The 17,292-nt window shown below is 46.6% G+C and carries 18 protein-coding genes and 2 pseudogenes; 14 read left to right on the top strand and 6 right to left on the bottom strand.

Features of this window, described 5'->3' with window-relative positions; translation table 11 throughout:
* Window positions 1-30 precede the first annotated feature (30 nt).
* The 3 genes from ATN88_RS03000 to ATN88_RS02990 all read left to right on the top strand — a co-directional run bounded on the left by ATN88_RS03000 (window position 31) and on the right by ATN88_RS02990 (window position 1,617).
* Window positions 31-546 (top strand): DUF2878 domain-containing protein, encoded by a 516-nt coding sequence (locus tag ATN88_RS03000; RefSeq protein ID WP_067411242.1) that lies wholly within the window; start codon window positions 31-33, stop codon window positions 544-546.
* A 196-nt stretch (window positions 547-742) separates the two neighbouring features.
* On the top strand, window positions 743-1,099 hold the full coding sequence (locus ATN88_RS02995; protein WP_232312709.1) for a chalcone isomerase family protein: 357 nt from the start codon (window positions 743-745) through the stop codon (window positions 1,097-1,099).
* Window positions 1,096-1,617, top strand: coding sequence for a DUF3833 domain-containing protein (locus ATN88_RS02990; RefSeq protein ID WP_067411237.1), 522 nt, complete (start codon window positions 1,096-1,098; stop codon window positions 1,615-1,617). Before ATN88_RS02995 ends, ATN88_RS02990 begins: the two co-directional genes overlap by 4 nt.
* Window positions 1,618-1,623: 6 nt before the next feature.
* On the opposite strand, the gene ATN88_RS02985 is transcribed toward ATN88_RS02990, so the two are convergent.
* Complete coding sequence (locus tag ATN88_RS02985) at window positions 1,624-3,258, bottom strand: DUF2813 domain-containing protein (protein WP_067411233.1); 1,635 nt, start codon at window positions 3,256-3,258, stop codon at window positions 1,624-1,626.
* A 209-nt stretch (window positions 3,259-3,467) separates the two neighbouring features.
* Here ATN88_RS02985 and ATN88_RS02980 point away from each other — a divergent pair, with 209 nt between their 5' ends.
* The 5 genes from ATN88_RS02980 to ATN88_RS28780 all read left to right on the top strand — a co-directional run bounded on the left by ATN88_RS02980 (window position 3,468) and on the right by ATN88_RS28780 (window position 5,902).
* Window positions 3,468-4,373 carry a LysR family transcriptional regulator gene (locus ATN88_RS02980; RefSeq protein WP_067411229.1) on the top strand — a complete coding sequence of 302 codons (906 nt, stop codon included), beginning with the start codon at window positions 3,468-3,470 and terminating at the stop codon, window positions 4,371-4,373.
* A gap of 68 nt (window positions 4,374-4,441) precedes the next feature.
* On the top strand, window positions 4,442-4,741 hold the full coding sequence (locus tag ATN88_RS02975; protein WP_067411226.1) for a Dabb family protein: 300 nt from the start codon (window positions 4,442-4,444) through the stop codon (window positions 4,739-4,741).
* 84 nt (window positions 4,742-4,825) lie between these two features.
* Window positions 4,826-5,101 (top strand): putative quinol monooxygenase, encoded by a 276-nt coding sequence (locus ATN88_RS02970; RefSeq protein WP_067411222.1) that lies wholly within the window; start codon window positions 4,826-4,828, stop codon window positions 5,099-5,101.
* 142 nt (window positions 5,102-5,243) lie between these two features.
* The gene (locus tag ATN88_RS02965) at window positions 5,244-5,522 is read left to right on the top strand and encodes a hypothetical protein (protein WP_067411218.1); all 279 of its coding nucleotides are present in this window, start codon (window positions 5,244-5,246) and stop codon (window positions 5,520-5,522) included.
* A gap of 20 nt (window positions 5,523-5,542) precedes the next feature.
* The gene (locus tag ATN88_RS28780) at window positions 5,543-5,902 is read left to right on the top strand and encodes a GFA family protein (RefSeq protein ID WP_083539402.1); all 360 of its coding nucleotides are present in this window, start codon (window positions 5,543-5,545) and stop codon (window positions 5,900-5,902) included.
* Between the two features lie 73 nt (window positions 5,903-5,975).
* On the opposite strand, the gene ATN88_RS02960 is transcribed toward ATN88_RS28780, so the two are convergent.
* Together ATN88_RS02960 and ATN88_RS02955 are read right to left on the bottom strand one after the other, a co-directional pair.
* On the bottom strand, window positions 5,976-6,695 hold the full coding sequence (locus ATN88_RS02960) for an aspartate/glutamate racemase family protein (protein ID WP_067411212.1): 720 nt from the start codon (window positions 6,693-6,695) through the stop codon (window positions 5,976-5,978).
* Between the two features lie 13 nt (window positions 6,696-6,708).
* On the bottom strand, window positions 6,709-7,893 hold the full coding sequence (locus ATN88_RS02955; protein ID WP_067411208.1) for a DUF917 domain-containing protein: 1,185 nt from the start codon (window positions 7,891-7,893) through the stop codon (window positions 6,709-6,711).
* A gap of 259 nt (window positions 7,894-8,152) precedes the next feature.
* On the opposite strand from ATN88_RS02955, the gene ATN88_RS02950 reads away from it, so the two are divergent.
* A complete protein-coding gene (locus tag ATN88_RS02950) occupies window positions 8,153-8,392 on the top strand; it encodes a hypothetical protein (RefSeq protein ID WP_067411205.1) in 240 nt (79 codons plus the stop codon).
* A 77-nt stretch (window positions 8,393-8,469) separates the two neighbouring features.
* Here ATN88_RS02950 and ATN88_RS02945 read toward each other — a convergent pair.
* Window positions 8,470-11,148: pseudogene (locus ATN88_RS02945) on the bottom strand (bifunctional acetate--CoA ligase family protein/GNAT family N-acetyltransferase).
* 291 nt (window positions 11,149-11,439) lie between these two features.
* On the opposite strand from ATN88_RS02945, the gene ATN88_RS26005 reads away from it, so the two are divergent.
* Window positions 11,440-12,003, top strand: a complete 564-nt coding sequence (locus tag ATN88_RS26005; RefSeq protein WP_067411202.1) for an SPOR domain-containing protein — start codon at window positions 11,440-11,442, stop codon at window positions 12,001-12,003.
* A gap of 236 nt (window positions 12,004-12,239) precedes the next feature.
* A pseudogene (locus ATN88_RS02935) lies at window positions 12,240-13,228 on the top strand (D-alanine--D-alanine ligase).
* 7 nt (window positions 13,229-13,235) lie between these two features.
* On the opposite strand, the gene ATN88_RS02930 reads toward ATN88_RS02935, so the two are convergent.
* Entirely contained in the window at window positions 13,236-14,198 is a 963-nt protein-coding gene (locus ATN88_RS02930; RefSeq protein WP_067411200.1) for a tyrosine-type recombinase/integrase, read from the bottom strand.
* 224 nt (window positions 14,199-14,422) lie between these two features.
* Here ATN88_RS02930 and ATN88_RS02925 point away from each other — a divergent pair, with 224 nt between their 5' ends.
* From ATN88_RS02925 to yciH, 3 genes are all read left to right on the top strand, one after another.
* The gene (locus ATN88_RS02925) at window positions 14,423-14,773 is read left to right on the top strand and encodes a DUF3319 domain-containing protein (protein ID WP_067411197.1); all 351 of its coding nucleotides are present in this window, start codon (window positions 14,423-14,425) and stop codon (window positions 14,771-14,773) included.
* A 145-nt stretch (window positions 14,774-14,918) separates the two neighbouring features.
* A complete protein-coding gene (locus ATN88_RS02920) occupies window positions 14,919-15,257 on the top strand; it encodes a DUF3319 domain-containing protein (RefSeq protein WP_067411195.1) in 339 nt (112 codons plus the stop codon).
* A 98-nt stretch (window positions 15,258-15,355) separates the two neighbouring features.
* Complete coding sequence (gene yciH, locus ATN88_RS02915; protein ID WP_067411192.1) at window positions 15,356-15,682, top strand: stress response translation initiation inhibitor YciH; 327 nt, start codon at window positions 15,356-15,358, stop codon at window positions 15,680-15,682.
* 74 nt (window positions 15,683-15,756) lie between these two features.
* Here the strand turns inward: yciH and ATN88_RS02910 are convergent, their stop codons facing one another.
* Window positions 15,757-17,268: an alanine/glycine:cation symporter family protein gene (locus tag ATN88_RS02910; protein WP_067411188.1), complete on the bottom strand. Its 1,512-nt coding sequence runs from the start codon at window positions 17,266-17,268 to the stop codon at window positions 15,757-15,759.
* Between the last annotated feature and the right edge of the window lie 24 nt (window positions 17,269-17,292).

The following is a 17,292-nucleotide window of genomic DNA, read 5'->3' as shown; positions in this document are numbered from 1 at the left end:
GGCGAGGAGATGCAGGTTAGGGAGAAACATATGCGATTTGTTCTGATTTCAGTGCTATTTAACGTGTATTGGTTCGCTGCTGTCGTGGGTCAGCACACGTTTCTTCCTTTCCTCGTCTTAGGGTTAATCGGCGCGGTATTTTTGGACCGCACCGTACTCTTCGCCATCCCATTGTTTGCCTTGATCGGTATTGTTGGCGACTCCGTACTGAAGTCATTCGACATACTCAGATTTCAAACCGAATTTTTGCCTATTTGGCTTTGTTTACTTTGGGCAGGTTTTGCTGCCTACATTTGGCTGACGCGAGATTGGCTCTTGTCAAAACCTAAATGGGTTTTGGTTGTTGCGGGATCCGTCGGCGGTGGGTTGAGTTATCTCGCGGGAGAGAGATTGGGCGCGGTGACCTTCGGGTTAGACACAGCAAGCACAGCGGCAGTTCTTTTCGCTGCATGGTTTGGTTACGCTGTCACGTTTATTGCACTACTAAGTTGGTTAGCCAACAGGGAGGAAAAATGTGCATCGACAAACAATACCTACACAGGCTGATTTTCTCTTTGATGGCGCTACCCGTGCTGGCTGCAGGGCTACTTTTTAGTTCTTTGTCTTTTGCCAGTCCATCCGTCCAACCTGCTAAAAACGCAGATGATTGGATTTGGTGGGAGCCGGTAGCTCTGCCACTCTAACTTGGGGTTTTTGGAAGATATATGACAGTGAACTACGTACACCCACCGGATCTTACCAAGTGGATGACATTCCGGTCGCTCTTGTTATTACGTACAGCCGCAATATCGAAAGCGCAGACCTGTTGGATGCCACTGTAGAGCAATGGGAACATTTGGGCATTAGCAGTGCCGACATTGCGAGTTGGGTCCCTGAGATGGACGGTAAATGGCCTGATGTGAACAAAGGCGATCGTTTGATTTACGTGTTCAATGGCGAACAAGGTACGTTTTACTACCAACCCAAAAACGGTGATGTCAGCTTGTCAGGTCACTTAAACGACTCTGCACTGGCAAAAGCATTTTCTGATATCTGGTTATCTCCGAACACGTCTTATCCATCCGTTCGGTTGGCACTTATAGGGAGCAAATCTCAGTGAAAAAAATCGCCTTCGTGTTGGCATTCGTTTTAACCGCAGTGGGCTGTTCAAGTTCATTGTCAGACTATAAAAATTCAACGCCTGCTTTTAACTTGTTTGAGTACTTTGAAGGGCGGGTAGATGCTTGGGGAATGGTGCAGGATTTCACTGGAAAACAGACTCGCCGATTTTCCGTTGAAATTACAGGGACAGTGGAAGGCAACACCATCAGGCTAGACGAAGATTTTGTGTTTGACGACGGAGAAACCCAAAACCGTGTTTGGGTGATTGAGAAACTGCCAGATGGTTCCTACCAAGGCACCGCAGGTGATGTGATTGGCAAAGCATCAGGAAGAGAAGAAGGCAATGCGCTGCATTGGGTGTATGTTCTTGCCGTCGAAGTCGATGGCAGTACTTACGAATTGACACTAGATGATTGGATGTTCCGCCAAGACGAGAAACGCGTTTTCAACCTAACGTCGATGAAAAAATTTGGATTAGAAGTAGGGCGCGTGACGCTCTTTTTCGAAAAACAATAAGGCGCGCTAGCCCGCGCCTCTCGCCATACTGATCACACGTTGTACCGTCCACCTTAGAAGTAGTGGAATCGCTTCATCGTGATGTTGCTCCGTGTACTCGATAATTGCTAATGCCGCATCTGGCTTCGCATATTTCTTCAATGCTTTGGTAATGATCTTCTTCGCTGGGACATGCTGGTTATTACCCTCAACATGGGCCATTGCACGGAAAAGCGGTTCATAGCCATTGTTGAAGAGGTAATGTTCGATATCTTTGTCTGGTAACACAGTTAGGCGATGCTTTTCTTGGTCGCCATTGAGAAAGCTTCTCGCCGTGTGTGCGTATTTCTGCCCCGCAAAATCACCGTCAGCAATCACGTGCCATTCAATTCCAAGCGCGCCGGCTAGCTTAATCAGGGGCTTCAAACCGCTTTGCGCAAACTCAATCAGCTGAACGCCTTCTGCTGACAAATCGTACCCTTGAATTCTGGCGAGTTCGCTAAACAGCCAAACTTCCGTTTCACCTTCAACCAATAGCCAACAGCGAGCAAACAGCGCACTCGGGCGATGAAAGCGCACATGAAAGGAAACCTTTCGTTGGTCATCTTTACTCAGGTGATTGGCAGGGACCTGAAACGCCTCTGTCGTTGTGGAGCCACGCTCTAAACGCCGAATAGATGTTAAGGGCACAGATGACAGCAAGTTACTGCTATTGGTGGTGAGGATCTTCTGCATCGGCATGAGATTGATTAAACGCCATGCCTGATTGAGAAGCGTGGGGTGCAATCGGCTCTCGGGATCTTCAAAAATCACGATAGGGCGCGCATTGGCTTTGAGTTGTTTTGGCCCGCGTGCACGTACAAAGGTACTCAATAGCCCCATTAAGAGCAGTCGGCTTTGATTAGACGTGGTGTTGGCGACTTGCTCTAGCGGATGAACATAGTTAGCGCGCATGTTCAGGTGCCGGTATGGTTCAATCTCGCCCGGCGAGCGATTGTGACTGCCAAAGGCAAAGTAGTGGTCGAGCAGCGTTCGCATGGCTTTCAGGCCGCTACGCAACTCGCCTTTATTCACGTGCCCTGGCTTTTGTTGCAAGCGTTTTACGGTGTTCTCTAATCGTTTTTCTAGCCGGGTTGCATTGCCGTTCAGGTCAATATCGGTATCTCGAAGGCGACGCGCGTCCTGAATGCGAACGATAGGGTGAAGTTGGGTGAGTTTCTTGGCCAGTTCCTCACTGTTTTCGACATCTTTCACGTCACCTTTTTCGTCTAGAAAATCTCGGGTAACCGTGATTTTTCCTTCTTCATGAATAACGTTGATGTGATAGTCCAGCCGACGAAGGCCGTGATCGTCACAAAGGTTCCAAACTCGGCTGAACTGTCGGTAACGTCTTGCCCTGTGTTCGCCAGAAAAGCTTTCTTTCCAGCGGAAGATAATTTGAATCTGATTGGTTTGGGCATTCCCCAAGGTATGGTCGATGTGAAAATCTGAGCGTTGGAATTGGTATTGCTCGCCAGAAGAAGGCAGACAGAGTGATAGGGCATCCAACAGAGAACTCTTACCCCATGCGTTCTCGCCTATCAGGACTGTAAGCTCGTCTAAATCGAGAGAAAGGCGCCTGATACCGCGAAAACCTGATAACTCAATACGATCTAATTTCATAAATCCGTCCTCATTCTTAAGCGTAAGACAGATGCTGGGAACATGGCGAGCCGCGCATCACGAAATTGAGGTTTTGGAAATATTCCTGTTCTCTTTCAGTTGATTGTGACAGATTTAAAGGATGTCGATACCTGACAACGCTCACAAATGAATATAAATTCACACTGTTCAGGTCATCTACTTGGGATTAACAAGGAACGACTTTCATCATGCTATCTTTCGAAGCACTTCAGGTTTTGGACGCGATTGATCGTAAAGGCAGCTTTGCCGCGGCGGCAGATTCGCTTAATCGTGCACCGTCATCGCTGAGCTATCAGGTACAAAAACTCGAACAAGATTTAGATTTGGTCATTTTTGACCGTTCAGGGCACAAAGCCTCATTCACGGACGCAGGTAAGCTATTACTGGAGCGTGGGCGTATTCTGATGAATGCAGCAGACGAGTTGGTCGCTGATGCTAAATCGCTTGCTCATGGTTGGGAATTGGACATAACCATTGCCTTCGATGGTTTGCTTACGGCAAGACAATTTTTCCCACTCGTGGATAAGCTCAGTGAAGAGTCGAGTACGCGAGTTCGATTACAAGAAGAAATACTTGCGGGTTCTTGGGAAGCGCTAGACGACGACAGAGCAGACATTCTTATTAGCCCTAAGCCGCCAACCATTCCGTCTGGCGTGAAAGTGCAAGAACTGGGTTATTCCGATGGCTATTGGGTGGCAGCTGCAAATCACCCAATCCACAAACATAACAACCCTTACGACCCAGATATTCGCCGCCTCTATCGCAGCATTTCTGTCGCAGATACCGCGAGAAATGCGAAAACCTATACCTACAACATTCTGGATGAGCAGCCGCGGCTTACTGTTAGTTCGATGACAGAGAAATACAATGCCATTTTGGATGGCTATGGTATTGGCACTATGCCGGGCTGGTGGATTGAAGACGATCTCGCAGAAGGGCGATTGAAGATCCTAGATGGCAGCGAAGTCTACAAGCTTTACTGGGTGATGGCGTGGAAGCGCAACCGTATGGGGAATGCAAAAAGCTGGCTTATTCGTCAACTTCCTAAAGTACTAAAAGTGATTCAGCCAGTCACCGAAGAAAAAGTGGGATAATACTCGCGAGAATAAATAGCTGCGTTGAAATACGCTGAGATTAGGGAATGGTGAGGGAGCAAAGCAAGATGATAAGACACGTACTGCTAGTCAAATTCAAACCAGAGTCGAATGAAGCGGATTTCGCTGAGATCAGAGAAGAGTTTGAGTCTATGGTCGAGCGCATTGAAGGCGTTGTGTCTGTAGAGTGGGGCGAGAACAACAGCCCAGAAGGCAAGAATCAGGGTTTCACGCATGTAGTTTTCATGACGTTCCAAAACGAGGACGTTCGCGATACTTACCTTTTCCATCCTGAACACGAAGCACTTAAAGAAGTCTTTGTTCCGCACATCGAAGATATCATTGTTATTGATTACGACGTGGCTTGATAAAGCGTTAAACGAAATAAACGAGAAAGGCACCCTACGATGGTGCCTTTTGCTTTCTGTTGAGCGTGATAGATAAGGAAGTTAATGACCAAAATAATATTGCAAGGCTACATCCTCGTGCCTGTTTCTGATTTAGACATCGTAAAAGCAGAACTAGAGAACCATAAACGTCTGACGCTAGAAGAAAGCGGTTGTATTACCTTTCGAGTGACAGAAAACCCAGAGAATCCGTGTCGCTTTGACGTTTACGAAGAGTTCGTTGACAAAGCTGCCTTCGAAGCGCATCAAGCAAGGGTAAAGGCTTCTTACTGGGGAGAAGTGAGCAAAAATGTAGAGCGTTTTTACGAGGTTAACACCTGAAGTTGAGATGTGATGGCGATAGGCATCTGCAACACAAATTTACTAAATCCTGATGAGCGAGCACACAAACTAAAATCAGTAATGGAGAGTCTTTGTTTGGCATCTGTCATGATGGCTAGATAAAACGTAGAGGGTAATCATCATGAATGACAGGCTGGTGGAACGTTGGTCGAAAGAGCGTGAAAAAGGGCAGTTACGCTATGTGGCGAAAACGAGCCTGATCCTGTCATTGGCACTGATTTTTGGTCGGCTCTTTGGCGCGTACCTCTCGCATGATGGGGTTTGGATGGAAAGCCACTGGGAAGAGGTTGTCTTACATTCTTTGTTCGTCTTGCTGTTCACACCATTTATCTCCTTGGTCAGTTGGAACTTGAGAGAAGCCAGTTATAAAAAGGCCCTCAAACGTAGGACTAATCGCTAATTCTTTTGAGTTGAACCGCCATGCCAAGCCTAAAAGGTAGCTGTTTGTGTGGACAAGTCACCATCGAAGTCCATGGTGAGATTGAATGCGCTATTCACTGTCACTGCTCAATGTGTCGCAAAGCCCATGGCGCACAATTCGCATCTTTTGGTGTTGTTAGGAGCGAAAATATTGTTATTCGATCTTCAGGGACGATACGCAAATATCGGTCATCCCCAACAGCTACACGAACATTTTGCGAATGTTGTGGTTCTAACATTGAATGGATAGATCATGAAGGTGAGTTCAATCGAGGCAGGGTATCGTTTTCATTAGGCTTGTTAGATACTGAGTGCGTGATTAAATCAGAACTGCACTTTTGTGTACCTAATGATCGTTGAGGACTCAATGAAAAGCCCCAAATACAAAGTACAGGGGCTTTTAGCGGGTTAAGCGTAAGTTCTGTTTTTCATGTTACATCGGTTTGTAGGGATATGTGATACCACTATGTGACAGCGAATTGTTAACCAGTCCAATCAGGAAGGTTATTGCTACGCAGTTTGGATCCATCACAGGAATGTACTGGTCGAATCGTGCTGATAATCTCGCTGAAAGTGAAGCTGCGAAATCGGTAAAGCCTGTACAACCAAACATAATGCAATCAGCACCATCTCTTTCGATGGCGACACACCCCAACTCAAATAACTCCTCAAATATCTTCGCTGTCGCTTCAGGCGAAGGACTTTTTAGCTCTTCTACACTTTTTTCCAACGGAAGGATCGAGGCAAGATTTTCCGTCACACCAAAAGCTCTAATGTGTTCATTTTGAAGTTTCACAACGTCACTTACCGTCAGAATAGAAACTGATTGGCCAAGTGCCATTGCGGTAAAAAAGCTAGGTCGGAAACCGCCGATAACGGGTATTTTCACTAACTCTCTTGCAGCTTCAACACCGCACATATCCATATCAGTCACAAAGATACCGTCGTATCCATCCTTTTCTGCTTGAACAATTTTCTCTAGGACGAAAGGCGCATTAACTGTTAGGTCTGCTCGAGATTGAATGAATGGCGTCCCACTCTCAATAGGCTCTAAATCAATCGTGACAATGTCACTTCTAAGTTTGTCCACACTGTTAGAAATTTGCTCGTTGAACTGAGACGTGTTCACCGGGATTACAATTTTTAGTTTCATAATACCCGCCTCGTTACTTTTCTTTAGCCATGGGAATTGGTGTATGGTAACTGCCGTGATAACCCAGCTTTTGCAATATTTCGATGAAGTTCTTATGGAACCACGGCTGGTCGATTTCTTTCGATGCTGGCAGTACAAAGATAGCCATGTTTTTCAGTGTTTCGCTTTCTGGATCATCTTCCCAAGCGTCAATAACTTCATCGTTGCTCATTAGCGTTGCATCGCTAGAAATACAGCAAATAAGGTCAGGAGCCATAGCAACAGGCGTGGTCATATCATCAGCCCACACCAGCATGTTTTCATTTTTAGAGATTGCGGTGAACTTACGGTTTGTTTTTTCCTCTTTATACTCCAGCGTTACCCAATCAAACCCACCTACGGTTTTCGTTTCTACATTGGTCAGTCGGCCTTTCATAACAAGTTGACTGCCAGCAAGCTTTTCTATAGCAGAAAAACACGAAAGTTTATCGTTGACGAGTTGTCTGATATCACGCCCCAGTTCGATAGATTTCATTAACATGTCTGCGACGACTGCGTTTTCTTGTTTTAGTTGGCGTCCTGTCATAGGAAATGAAGCCAATGAAGCCCGATGGTCAAAGCTTTCAGATGTGCTAATAATGCCGCGTGTCATTGCATCAACATCTGTGCTTGACTGGCAATCAATTCGGATGACACCACCGTCTTCAGAAAGGGATTTTTCTGACGTTAGCATAGCGGGCGATACTGAAATTGGGTGGTCCAAATCGACGTTTGCGAAGGTAGATAGCTGTAAGCAAGGGAAAGCTCGGCCGCCACCATCGCCATTTATAATTGGAATGTTCTTGGCCGCTGCAACGAGAAGGCTCATTCCATAAGCGACGGGACCTGTTTCTACCGGAGATAAGGTCGTAAAGCGAGTTTGGGTTGCCTCCTCAAGTTGTTCAAATGCAGTAATGGGAGACTTTGAATATCCTTTTTCCAAGAACTTTTGAGGCGAACCCATCGCAGCAAGCACGGGTAACGTGTCTGTATCCTTAACATCCTGGATATCTAGGTATTCTATACAGACACTTTGTTCGTCAGGAAAGTAGCTAGATACTGCTCTAAGAAGATCTTCTCCGTTTACTAATGCTCCACCACCGCCACATGCATAGAAATGTGCACCGAGAATTGCATCTTGCATATCTTGAAGGTTGAGCGTTTTCTTTGGTGAAGTCATTGTAATTATCCTTTTACATAATAGGTGGTTAGACCATAAAAGGATGCATCTGTGTGTTCAATATCTAAGGTGGTGTGGATTTGTTTGTGCATAATATTGTTAACACAATTGCGACATTGTTCGATTTATCTCGCTGAGAAAAACACGAACGAAAGATCAATTATTACCATTCGGTAATAATGATTTGCGCTTTATGCTGATTATCTTTGCCAAAAGAGGGCGTAAACTTTCTCTTCGATAACAAGACGAGGAGGAAGAGATGGACTTGCATCGAGCAACAAACCTTTATTATTTCCTCAGAGAGCAAAATTCGCCTCAAGCAAAGATTGATGAAGTCATTTCCCAGCTTAATCAGCGATATGGCATTGATCTGAGAAAACTCGATATCCAATACAGAAAGCAGCGGGGCTATTCACCCAACCGCTATGACATCAACACATACGGCACTGCGGGTTCGCGAACCATGAACCAAACGCGACAAATGCAGCAAAGCCACTAGAAACACTCTAATGAATAAAAGCCAGCATAATGCTGGCTTTTTTGATTTTTACTTTCGCTGGTGGCGTTAAGAATTGCTCAAAGCATCATGTCCATTTCTACAATGCCATCTTGAATTTGAACATCAATGCTAAAGCCAACGCGCTGGGCGAGGGCGATCATTCCAGAGTTTGACGGCATGGTCATGCCATTTAGGCGTTTTAATCCGCTCATGCGTCCGTAATCAATGACTTTGTCCATCAGGATTCGGCCAAGCCCTTTGCCTTTAAGATCTGAGCGCACCAAAACAGCGAATTCAGCATCAGTGTGTTCGGGATTGGCTAGTGCGCGCACAACACCAAGAATTTCATCGCTGCCTTCCGCACCACGCTGAACTGCGACAAATGCCATTTCGCGGTCGTAATCGATTTGGGTGAGATTGGCGAGTGCTTCGTGATTTAGTTCGCCGACATCTGAGAAGAAGCGCTTATATAAGTCTTCGACAGAGACTCGCTCCACAAACGATTTATGGTTCGGTTCATCCTCGGGAAGGATGGGTCTAAGCAGAATAGGCGTACCGTCTTTCAGTGTGGCGTGTTGCTCTAGCTCTTTTGGATAAGGGCGAATGGCCAGTCGTGAATTTCCGTCGCCTTGGAAAGGTGAAAGCTTAATTGAAGCATCCAAAACTGTGATGCTATCGCCTGTGATCAGCAGAGGGTGAATATCTAACTCTTTGATTTCAGGATAATCAATAATAACTTGTGACAGCGTAACCAGAAAGTGACAAAGTGCATTCACATCAAGCGTATAAGGATGACCGCGATGACGCAGTTGGCCGTTTTTGAGTGCGCCAATCACTAAGTATCGCGCCAGCGTCATGTTCAAAGGCGGAATAGCGACTGCCGCATCGCGGTTTACATTCCACTCTGACCCTCCTTCACCCAGCAAAATTACGGGGCCAAATACTGGATCGTGACGAATACAGACACGAAGCTCTTGAGAGCCTGCACGGTTCGCCATACCTTGGATTTGTAAACCTTCAATTCGCGCCGTTGGGTAAGATAAGGAAACACGGTTCAGCATAAGCTGCGCAGCATTTGCCACTTCTGTTGCGTTGTTTAAATCTAGCATGACGCCGTTCACATCCGACTTATGCGGAATGTCCGGTGAACGCAGTTTAATCGCTACGGGATAGCCAACTTGCTCGGTGATTTGCGCTGCTTCAGCAGCATCTCCTGCAAGCCATGTCGCCATCACATTGATGCCGTATTTTGCCAAGAATGGGCGAGCTTCGTGTGTGGTCAGCGATGTTTGCTGGCTGTCGATGGCCTGTTGGATTAATGCACGCCCACCTTCTACGTCGTAATCAATCTGACCGATGGAGGTAGGTGTTTCCATCAACTGCTTCTGGTTTCGTCTGTATTCAACCAGGTGCATGAAGGCGGTCACAGCACTTTCTGGTGTGCGATAAGCAGGAAACCAGCATGGGCAAACGCGAGTCGTGCGACGGTTGCGTCGTCACTTTCACCTTGCCAATTGGTCAGGATATTAAAGCGTTTTGCTCGAGGGTTGTTTTTGAGCATGTCGGCGAGGGCTTTGGCTGTTGCAAGGCCGGGTGCCGTCACCGACGGTGAATGCAGAATCAAAAGGCATCCGCTTCATCGCTTTCAAGCAGGATTTCAGTGACCTTCTTGTAACGGTCAATATCCGCATCGCCGACGATATCCACTGGATTGCCATAAGACCAACTGACGGGAAGAATGTTATTGAGCTTTTCGACGGTTTCATCGCTCAACACAGCAAGTTTGCCACCCATTTCTAACAATGCATCTACGGCCATTACTGCTGGGCCGCCACCGTTTGAAATAATTGCGAGCCTTTCACCACGAAGTGGCACAGAGTGAGACAGGGTTTCTACTGCGGCAAAGAGCTCGTGCGTGGTTTTTACGCGAAGCATACCTGAGCGTCGAATTGCGGCGTCGTAGGCACCATCAAGACCAAGTTCCTCAACGTGCAGATGAGGAAGTGAAGCTGCACCTTCAGGCGTTCTGCCACTTTTTAGAACCAACACGCGGCGGTTACGAGACGCGGCTCGTGCTGCCGATATAAAGGCGCGGGCGTCTGGATATTGTCGATATAAAGCATGATCGCATCGGTTTTGCTCTCACGGCTCAAGTAATCCAGAAGCTCTGGGAAGTCGATGTCGCTTGCTTCACCCAAGGAGATAAATGTAGAGAAGCCGATACGTCGGTTCCTCGCCCAATCCAGAATCGTGGTACAAACTGCCGCGGACTGAGAAACGAACGCAATGTTGCCTTTGTTTGCAGGGATAGGAGAGAAAGACGCGTTGAGATTTAGCCAAGGTAGAATCAGGCCGAGGCTGTTAGGGCCAATGACGCGCATGGCATATTGAGAGGCAATCTCGCGCATAACCTCGAACTCAGTTCTGCCATCGTGATGCTGGGTTTTCTTCATTCCCGCCGCGAGAATGATGGCGACTTTAACGCCTTTCTCGCCAAGCTGTCGGATCAACTCGCTGTTGCGGCAGGCCTGCGTACACAACACGGCTAAATCAGGCACTAATGGAAGAGAATCAATGGTTGGGTACGCCAATATACCTGCAACGGCTTGATACTTGGGTGTGACGGGCATGATAGGTCCATTAAACCCGCCAGACTGTAGATTTCGGATAATCACATTGCCCGCTCTTCCTGGCGTGTCTGATGCGCCAATGACCGCAATAGACTTTGGTTTAAAAAGCGAATCTAGGCCGATCATATCCTTCTCCAACTCAATCGTTCACTTTGCACATACTACCGTGAATATTCTGGCAGAGCTTTTATACGTCAACATGGCTGTGATCCATGGCGAAAACAACTTGTCTTTGCGGTCAAAAACTTACCGAATTTTGGTCAATTAGTGTTGTCATCGTATTTTCATTGTTCAAATGACAAATGTAAGTATGTGTGACGCATGGCAGAGTCTTGTCAGAGCCCGCGTACTTTCAGTTGAATGAATGCCTGCATGGGTACAAAATAGGTACCAATGGCTCTTAACAGTTGAATATTCATGAAGAAAATTTTTCCCATCGCGTTGACCTTTGTTCTCGCAGGTTGTGTAGGCGGAGCAACAACCACTCAAATTCTGACTCAAACCACCGAAGAAGAAGTGATGCCAGTTACCCAAACTGTTGCGTCAAATCTAACGGATGACTCGGCGGCAGCCGTTCCAAAGCCTCAGCCAAAACCTGCGCCAAAGCCAGTGATGACTGAAAAGCCAGAGATGGCTAAGCCAGTACAAACGGCACAGCAGAAACCTGCTCCAAAACCGGTTAAGAAGCCAGTGGCAACAACCGGCGGCAAATACACTATTCAGGTCGTTGCGCTTAGCCACAACAAAGGCTTTGGCGATTACGTTAACAAGCTGCCATCAGATAAGCCAGTATGGTCAAACAAGAAAATGGTTGATGGTTTGCCTTGGTATACGCTGCTTTACGGAGAATTCAACTCTAAGGCAGAAGCGAAACAAGCATTGAGCGCATTACCGAAAAACATCAAAGCTTACGGCCCGTTCATTCGTTCTGTTGCTTCTATCAAGCAGTCAGCCACACCAGAAATGACGCGACTGAACTAATCGCTTTAACGGATTCAAAAAGAGAGCTTCGGCTCTCTTTTTCTTTAGGTCGCACAGAAGGCGCACGAAGCGATTGGTTTTTGCGCAATCACACAAAATTTGCCAGTTATTTGCTTTTCTTCGGGTGAAAGGCTCAAAGTGTTTGTCTACTATAGAGCGGCTTTCTGTTATGCACCGGATTGTGCAGATGAATATTTAATGCCCCTGTATGTTGTCAGGGTAGAGTAGGAAAGGTCATGAACCCAACTCAAGTATTGTTGTTGTGTGGCGGCGGTGGTGCCGAGCACGAAGTCTCATTGGTGTCTGCGAATTACGTTGAATCTGAATTACGTAAATTGCCTTCTGTATCTGTTATTCGCGTAGAACTGACCAAAGAGAACGGCTGGAAAGACATGGACGGGCAGGATTGTCGCCTGAACATGGATAAAACACTGAATGTTGGCAATCAAGTAATCAACATTGATTTTGTCGTACCTTGTATTCACGGCTTCCCGGGTGAAACCGGTGATATTCAATCGCTGCTTGAGTTGGCTGGCCTGCCTTACATGGGTTGTGACTCTGCGGCGAGCATCGTTTGTTTCAACAAGATCACCTCAAAGCTTTGGTTTGATGCTATTGGCATTCCAAACACACCGTATGTTTTCCTGACAGAGAATTCAGATGAAAGCGTAAGTAAAGCGGAAGAAGCATTCGACCGTTGGGGCGCGATCTTTGTGAAAGCGGCGTGTCAGGGCTCTTCCGTTGGCTGTTATAAAGTCACCACGAAAGAAGGTGTGAAAGAAGCCGTAGAAAACGCGTTCACATACTCAAACCAAGTGCTGGTTGAAAAAGCGGTGCGTCCACGTGAGCTAGAATTGGCGGCTTACCATTCAACGGTGAAGTGATCGTGACAAATCCGGGTGAGATTTCGAGCCCAGAAGATACCTTCTACACCTATGAAGAAAAATACAGCGAAGGCAGCCACAGCCAGACAACGTTAGAGCCAACGAATCTGACTGATGAACAAATTGCACAGATGCGTGATTACGCAGAAAGAGCATTCATTCATCTGAAGCTGAAAGATTTGTCTCGTATCGACTTCTTCCTGACGTCCGAAGGTGAAGTGCTGCTGAACGAAATCAATACCTACCCAGGTATGACACCGATTTCAATGTTCCCGAAACTGATGGAGCATAACGGACACAAGTTCTCTGACTACTTAGAAAGCTGTATCCGTTCAGGCTGAACAAAGGTTAATCTTTCTCGATTTTCCGTTTGAACTTTGCCATAGCCTCGCTACTTGCCGTTTTGTTCCCAACATATTGGGCTGGCATAGCGGGGCTTTTCCATCTTCCCTGGTGTTGAATTTCTTTAATGGTTTTCCCCGCTTCCGCCAACTCCTGACTCGCACCCACGCGAGGTGATTGGCCAGAGAAGGTTAGGCTTCCTTCCAGCCCCAACTCTGTTGCTGCTCGACGAAACACGCGATAAATCGAAGAGTGATCCATAGGTGCATCGCTTAGGTGGCCATGCTTGTTAATGCCGCGAAGCAATGGGCCATCAAAAATACCTGATGCCGTCATCCACTTTTCGACTTGTGCTTTTGCGTCATCGCTCAGCGCGATGAGTTGATCATCAACCGCTAAGACGAAACCTTCATCTGTCTCTCTTGGTGCGTCATAGGGAAGGGCTGCTAACTCGCTTCGCTTCAACATTCCTTCAAAACACAATGTCCAAATAAGCACATCACGAATGTCTTTAAGCTTTTCGCTGCTTTCCAGCTTGGCGGTTAGGGCTTGCAGATGAGAAAGCATGAAGGCATTGGCTTGTCCTGCATCGTCTGACTTTTCTTGATAAAGACGATTGAGGGTGTAGCGCACCTCTCGGTGTCTGGTGGAATCTGGCAGGCTGTGAACGCGATGCATTAAGGAAATCGTAATGACATAGCGTTTAATGCTCGCAGCTTTACGTGTTTTTGCTGCGTGCTCTACAAAGCGACGAACGGCTGTGACAGCAGCAGGTAAAGGGGATACGTTTACTTCGCGGCAATAGTTAACAAAGGTAATCCAGTCATTTTGGAAACTAAGCAGCGAATTTCGGCTGTACAGATTATTTGTGAGTGTCGACCACGCGTCCAAATCCACATTACCTTGTTTAAAAAGGGCGATGCTGTCTTTGATTTCATTGGGGTCGAGTATCGGTTCAATCTTTTTCATTACTTAGTGCACTATAACTAAATCGTTGTGGCTGTCATTATTCCATCATTAACAGGTTTAAAAAAGTCCAAAGATCACATAACCCTCTAAACAAATGTCAGTTTTTCTGGCTATTAGGCGGTCGGAAATTTGGCACATTGAGTGAATCTGGTCTAATTTACAGGATGTAAACCTGAGTTGTTACACTGGTAACGTTATTTAGACCTTTTGATGAGGTACTCATCGTGAGAAAACGTCTCTATCACCGCGGATATAACGTCGAGCTTGCTGACGAGGCGACGGAGGAATACAGCGCACGTGTTGGCGGTAAGCGTGTTATTGGTTCTCTTCTTGGCGTGAAACAGTCAATCGACTGGTGGTGTGACACGAATATTCTTCGTGAACCTGATGACTTTGAAAAACAAGACTTTGCAGATGCAAAGAATAAGAAGATCGAAGAGTACAAAGGCATTCAAATCATGAATGACTCTGAAGATGACGACAAAGCGTGGTACATGATCATTCAGGGCAATTTGCTTAAAGGTTCGTTACCGGCGCTCAAGCAATTCGTTGATAAAAACGTCCCAACAAAGTAGCAACACCAAATTATTTATCTGCAACCATTTGTTCGCAAGTGGGTGTTTTTTTTGAGTTTGATTCCAAAAATTATATTCAACTCCGGTTATATTCATTAAAATCCATCCCGCAAAATAATTAGAACTATGAAAGAACAGGTAGCTAATGAAAAAGCGGTATTCTCATCGTGGGCACCAGATAGAAAGTCACGGTGATCTCTATACCTCCATAGTAAATGGTAAAAGTGTGTCAGGCAGCCTTTTGGGTGTGAAACAGTGCATCGATTGGTGGTGTGATACGCGTATCTTCCGTCGTCCTTCAGAATTCGGACGCCAAGATTTTCGTGCAGCACAAACAGCACGCGCGGAAAGCTACAAAGGCTTCCAAATCATGAGTGATGAGAAACAGCCGGGCCAATGGTATATCTTCGTGCGCGGTCAGTTGATTAAAGGCGCACTGCCAATGATCAAAAACTACATCGATACTCACTCACTGGTACGTTAACGTTCTCTCGAAGTGAATGGGCTCTGCGCTATTTTACTTCAATCGTTTACCCATCTTTTGATACCATGCACGCATAGCAATGCGTCAAAGAGTGGATTATGAAAGACGACAACAGCCGTCTGGTTTATTCAACGGAAACCGGACGAATCAAAGAAGAGAAAGAAGCACCCGTTCGCGAAAAAGGCGACGGTATTGTTCGCATCCAACGTCAGACCAAAGGACGCAAAGGCAAAGGTGTTTGCCTTGTAACGGGTCTGGATTTGGAAGATACCCAACTTAAACTGGTTGCGGCAGAGCTGAAAAAAGTATGCGGCTGTGGTGGCGCGGTAAAAGACGGCATCATTGAAATTCAAGGTGATAAGCGCGATCAAATCAAAGCGTACCTTGAGAAGAAAGGCCATACCGTGAAGTTGGCTGGCGGTTAATCGCTAACAGTTGAACAAAGAAAAAGAGATGCCAATGGCATCTCTTTTTTTGTCTCTAAGAAAGAAGGGATTGATTAGCCTTTGTGGCGAACAATCGCACCGCTTTCCAGGCGTGCAAGGTAATCGTTCATGTCCGCTTTGATTTCTGGTACCAGACGGTACAGGCCGATGATGTTAATCAGTGCCATTGCGAAGATCATTGCGTCAGAGAAGTCGATGACTGGACCCAGGTTCATAGATGCGCCGATAACAACGAACACACAGAACATGAGCTTGAACGTCAATTCCGCACGAATGCTTTCACCAAACAGGTAAGTCCACGCTTTCAGGCCATAGTAAGACCAAGAAATCATGGTAGAGAAAGCAAACAGTACTACTGCAATTGCCAGTACGTATGGGAACCAAGAGATTGCACTTTCAAATGCTGCTGAAGTCAGTGCAACACCTGTCAGTTCTTGTCCATCGTAAAGCTGACCAGTAATGATGATAACCAATGCCGTCATGGTACAAATTACAACGGTATCGATGAATGGTTCGAGCAGAGATACGAAACCTTCAGACATGTGTTCTTTGGTTTTTACTGCTGAGTGAGCAATCGCCGCCGAACCCACACCCGCTTCGTTCGAGAATGCGGCTCGTTTGAAACCTTGAATCATCGCACCGATAACACCACCGGCAACACCTTCACCCGTGAATGCACCGTTGAAGATTGCCGCGAACGCGTCACCAACTTGGCCGATGTTCAGCAGGATGATAACAAGTGCCGCACCAACATAAACAATTGCCATGAAAGGAACGACTTTCTCGGTCACTTTCGCGATTGATTTGATACCACCGATGATGACCACGCCCACGATCACTGCCATGATCAGGCCAAACAACCAGCCTTTATCCGCGAAGAAAGACATGTCGCCGCCAGTAACACCAACAACCTGCTTGAATGCTTGGTTAGCTTGGAACATGTTACCGCCACCCAATGCACCGCCTACTGCACAAACTGAGAACAAAACGGCTAACGTGCGGCCAAATGCTGGGTTACCAAGTTTCTTAAGGCCTTTGCTCAGGTAGTACATTGGACCACCTGATACAGAACCGTCTGGGTTTGTGTTCCGGTATTTAACACCGAGCGCACACTCTACGAATTTCGTAGACATACCCAATAGGCCAGCAAGGATCATCCAAAACGTTGCACCGGGGCCACCGATTGAAATGGCCACCGCAACACCTGCGATGTTACCCAAACCCACGGTACCAGACAGAGCCGTTGCCAGTGCCTGGAAGTGAGAAACCTCACCGGGTTCATTTGGGTCCGTGTAGTCACCTTTAACCAGTCGGATTGCGTGTGCAAATCCGCGGAAGTTAATGAAGCCAAGATAAAGTGTGAAGATTACTGCTGCGACAACCAGCCACAGTACAATCCAAGGGGCTTCTGCATCTACAAAGGGAAGGGGGATGGTGGAGAAGATCATGCCCACGAAGGGGTTTACGATGGGGGCGACTATTTCGTTGATTGCTTCATCGATCCCTTCTGCAGAGACCGAACTGGCAAACATCGACAGTCCAGCAGCCGAAATAAAACGTTTCATTACCGAGTCCTTTTCAGTTTTTAT

Origin of the sequence: Enterovibrio coralii (assembly GCF_001559595.1) — a bacterium.
Lineage (GTDB): Bacteria > Pseudomonadota > Gammaproteobacteria > Enterobacterales > Vibrionaceae > Enterovibrio > Enterovibrio coralii.
The sequence above is the reverse complement of the archived record's forward strand: the minus strand, read 5'-3'. Positions and strand labels throughout refer to the sequence as shown.

Coding starts and splice junctions, on each gene's coding strand:
- ATN88_RS03000 (WP_067411242.1), top strand. CDS start 31: ATGCGATTTGTTCTGATTTCAGTGCTATTTAACGTGTATTGGTTCGCT.
- ATN88_RS02985 (WP_067411233.1), bottom strand. CDS start 3,258: ATGAAATTAGATCGTATTGAGTTATCAGGTTTTCGCGGTATCAGGCGC.
- ATN88_RS02980 (WP_067411229.1), top strand. CDS start 3,468: ATGCTATCTTTCGAAGCACTTCAGGTTTTGGACGCGATTGATCGTAAA.
- ATN88_RS02975 (WP_067411226.1), top strand. CDS start 4,442: ATGATAAGACACGTACTGCTAGTCAAATTCAAACCAGAGTCGAATGAA.
- ATN88_RS02970 (WP_067411222.1), top strand. CDS start 4,826: ATGACCAAAATAATATTGCAAGGCTACATCCTCGTGCCTGTTTCTGAT.
- ATN88_RS02965 (WP_067411218.1), top strand. CDS start 5,244: ATGAATGACAGGCTGGTGGAACGTTGGTCGAAAGAGCGTGAAAAAGGG.
- ATN88_RS28780 (WP_083539402.1), top strand. CDS start 5,543: ATGCCAAGCCTAAAAGGTAGCTGTTTGTGTGGACAAGTCACCATCGAA.
- ATN88_RS02960 (WP_067411212.1), bottom strand. CDS start 6,695: ATGAAACTAAAAATTGTAATCCCGGTGAACACGTCTCAGTTCAACGAG.
- ATN88_RS02955 (WP_067411208.1), bottom strand. CDS start 7,893: ATGACTTCACCAAAGAAAACGCTCAACCTTCAAGATATGCAAGATGCA.
- ATN88_RS02950 (WP_067411205.1), top strand. CDS start 8,153: ATGGACTTGCATCGAGCAACAAACCTTTATTATTTCCTCAGAGAGCAA.
- ATN88_RS26005 (WP_067411202.1), top strand. CDS start 11,440: ATGAAGAAAATTTTTCCCATCGCGTTGACCTTTGTTCTCGCAGGTTGT.
- ATN88_RS02930 (WP_067411200.1), bottom strand. CDS start 14,198: ATGAAAAAGATTGAACCGATACTCGACCCCAATGAAATCAAAGACAGC.
- ATN88_RS02920 (WP_067411195.1), top strand. CDS start 14,919: ATGAAAAAGCGGTATTCTCATCGTGGGCACCAGATAGAAAGTCACGGT.
- yciH (WP_067411192.1), top strand. CDS start 15,356: ATGAAAGACGACAACAGCCGTCTGGTTTATTCAACGGAAACCGGACGA.
- ATN88_RS02910 (WP_067411188.1), bottom strand. CDS start 17,268: ATGAAACGTTTTATTTCGGCTGCTGGACTGTCGATGTTTGCCAGTTCG.